At 62.6% G+C, this 2483-nt stretch carries 3 protein-coding genes; all 3 read left to right on the forward strand.

Annotation, left to right across the window (positions count from 1 at the left end; all coding sequences use genetic code 11):
• Positions 1-533, forward strand: a 533-nt coding sequence (locus HP499_RS23325; RefSeq protein WP_305849763.1) for a glutamate ligase domain-containing protein, incomplete at its 5' end; no start/stop codon positions are given.
• A gap of 2 nt (positions 534-535) precedes the next feature.
• Complete coding sequence (ftsW, locus tag HP499_RS23330; RefSeq protein WP_172326433.1) at positions 536-1837, forward strand: putative lipid II flippase FtsW; 1302 nt, start codon at positions 536-538, stop codon at positions 1835-1837.
• Positions 1838-1843: 6 nt separating this feature from the next.
• A partial coding sequence (locus HP499_RS23335) for a glycosyltransferase (RefSeq protein ID WP_172326434.1) occupies positions 1844-2483 on the forward strand: 640 nt, incomplete at its 3' end.

The following is a 2483-nucleotide window of genomic DNA, read 5'->3' on the forward strand; positions in this document are numbered from 1 at the left end:
TCAACTACCTTCCTGGCGCCCACCGCATCCAGGTGGTGGCCAAGCAGAATGACATACTTTGGATCAACGATTCAAAGGCCACCAACCCCCATGCGGCATCGGCTGCGTTGTCCTCCTTCCAGCAGGTTGTCTGGATAGCTGGTGGGCTGTCCAAGGGAGTCAACTATGACGACCTTGTCAAAGAACACGCACCCCGGCTCAAAGCTGTGGTGCTGATCGGTACCGATACCGAGGCACTGGAAGGCTCCCTCCAGCGACACGCACCGGATGTCCCCGTGATAGCGCAGGCGAAGGGCGACACTGAAAAGGTGCAGACCGTAGCCGGCAACGCCGCTTCGCCTATCTACGGCGAGGCCATCATGGCCCAGGCCGTGGCGTCGGCGGCCGAGCTGGCCACGCCAGGGGACACCGTCCTGATGGCACCCGCGGCTGCATCCATGGATCAGTTCTCTTCCTACGCTCACCGCGGCGATGCTTTCCTCCAGGCAGTTCGCGAGCTTGTGGAAGGGCAGGCAACGACCACCGAGGAGTAACAATGGTCAGCACGCCCACCCGCACCCGCGGCAAAGACCCCCGGGACGGGAAACCCAAGGCTCCGGCCAAGCCGGGTAAGAAGCCATCCGGGCTCCGCGGACACCTGCGCAACTTTTGGGACAGCCTCGAAGGCAAGGACAAAACGCCCAACAGTTCCACGTACTACCTCATCCTGGGCTGTGCTCTGGCGCTCACCGCCATTGGAATCATGATGGTGTTGTCCGCTTCAAGCGTGGAGGCGATCTCCGAAGGGAAATCACCCTACGCGGATGCCCTGAAGCAAGCGATGTTTGGCGTTGTCGGGCTGATTGGCATGTATGTCATTTCACGGACCAACGTGAACTGGATGAAAAGGTTGTCCTGGTGGGCCCTCGGTGGGGTGCTGGTCCTCCTGGTGTTGGTCCAGGTTATGGGCAACACCGTCAACGGCAACAAGAACTGGATCGACATCGGAGGGATAACCCTCCAGCCGTCCGAGATGGCCAAGCTGATCCTCTGCATCTGGATTGCGGCGGTTCTTGCGCGCAAGCAGAAGCTCCTCCACCGCTGGTGGCATGTCATCATTCCCGTAGTTCCCGGAGCCGGCCTGGTTATCGCCTTGGTCATGCTGGGCAACGACCTCGGGACGGTCATCGTCATCGCAGCCATCACAGCTGCGGGACTTTACTTTGCCGGCGTGCCCGGACGGATGCTTGCCATCGCCGGCATCATCGGAGCTGTGGGGGCCGTGTTGGGGACCGTCAGCAGTACCAACAGGATCTGCCGCATCACTTCCTGGCTCGGAACGGCGTCCCAGACGTGTACCGACCAATTCGATTTCGATTTCCAATCAACCAACGGCATGTACGGTCTGGCGCAGGGGAGTTGGACCGGCTTGGGCCTTGGGCAAAGCCGTCAGAAGTACAACTGGCTCCCGGAGGCCCATAACGACTTCATCTTTGCCATCATCGGGGAAGAGCTTGGCCTGGTAGGGACCCTCGTTGTCCTGATTCTTTTTGCCATCCTTGGCATCGCCATTTTCCGGGTGGTGGTCCGGCAAACCGACCCGTTCCAGCGCACGCTCGCCGGTGGGATCATGGTGTGGCTGCTGGGCCAGGCAAGCATGAACATGGCCGTGGTGACCCAGCTCCTCCCCGTCGTGGGTGTACCGCTTCCGTTCATCTCCTACGGTGGTTCGGCACTGATCATGTCGCTCTGCGGTATCGGCGTAGTCTTGTCCTTGGCCCGAGGCCAATTGCCGCCGCAGCAGCGACCCCGTTTCCTGCCCCGCCGTTCTCCGAAAACCGCACGAAAGCGTACCTAGCACTTCATGACACCAGACTCCCGCAACGCGTCCACGCCTTTGTCCGTCGTCCTTGCAGGCGGCGGTACTGCCGGGCATGTCAGCCCGCTGTTGGCCATTGCCGATGCCATCAAGGACAAGCGTCCTGATGCTGCCATCCTGACTGTAGGCACGCCGTCGGGCATGGAAACGCGGCTCATACCGGCAGCCGGCTATGAACTCGCCACCATTGACCGGGTGCCCTTTCCGCGGCGGCCTTCCCTTGACTTGATCAAGCTGCCTGGCCGATTGCGGACCGCAGTGGCCCAGGCCCGCCGGATCCTTGAGGACGCCAACGCCGATGTCCTGGTGGGTGTGGGCGGCTATGTCTGCACGCCGATGTACCTCGCTGCCCGCAAACTCGGCATCCCCGTGGTGATCCACGAGGCCAACATGAAGGCCGGTCTGGCCAACCGTGTGGGTGCCCGGTTCAGCGACTATGTCGCCGTGGCGTTCGCGGGCACCCGGTTGCGGGGGGCGCGGCACCTCGGTATGCCCATGCGGCGCGCCATTTCCGGGCTTCACCGGGCGACGGCGGCACCTGCGGCCAAAGCGTCCCTGGGCCTGGAGCCGGACCGCCCCGCGTTGATCGTCACCGGCGGGTCCTCAGGAGCCCTCAGCATCAACC

The sequence above is a fragment of the Paenarthrobacter sp. CM16 genome, assembly GCF_013179505.1.
Classification (GTDB): domain Bacteria; phylum Actinomycetota; class Actinomycetes; order Actinomycetales; family Micrococcaceae; genus Arthrobacter.

Excerpts from the sequence above, each read along its gene's own strand:
- ftsW (WP_172326433.1), top strand. The coding sequence starts at position 536 with ATGGTCAGCACGCCCACCCGCACCCGCGGCAAAGACCCCCGGGACGGG.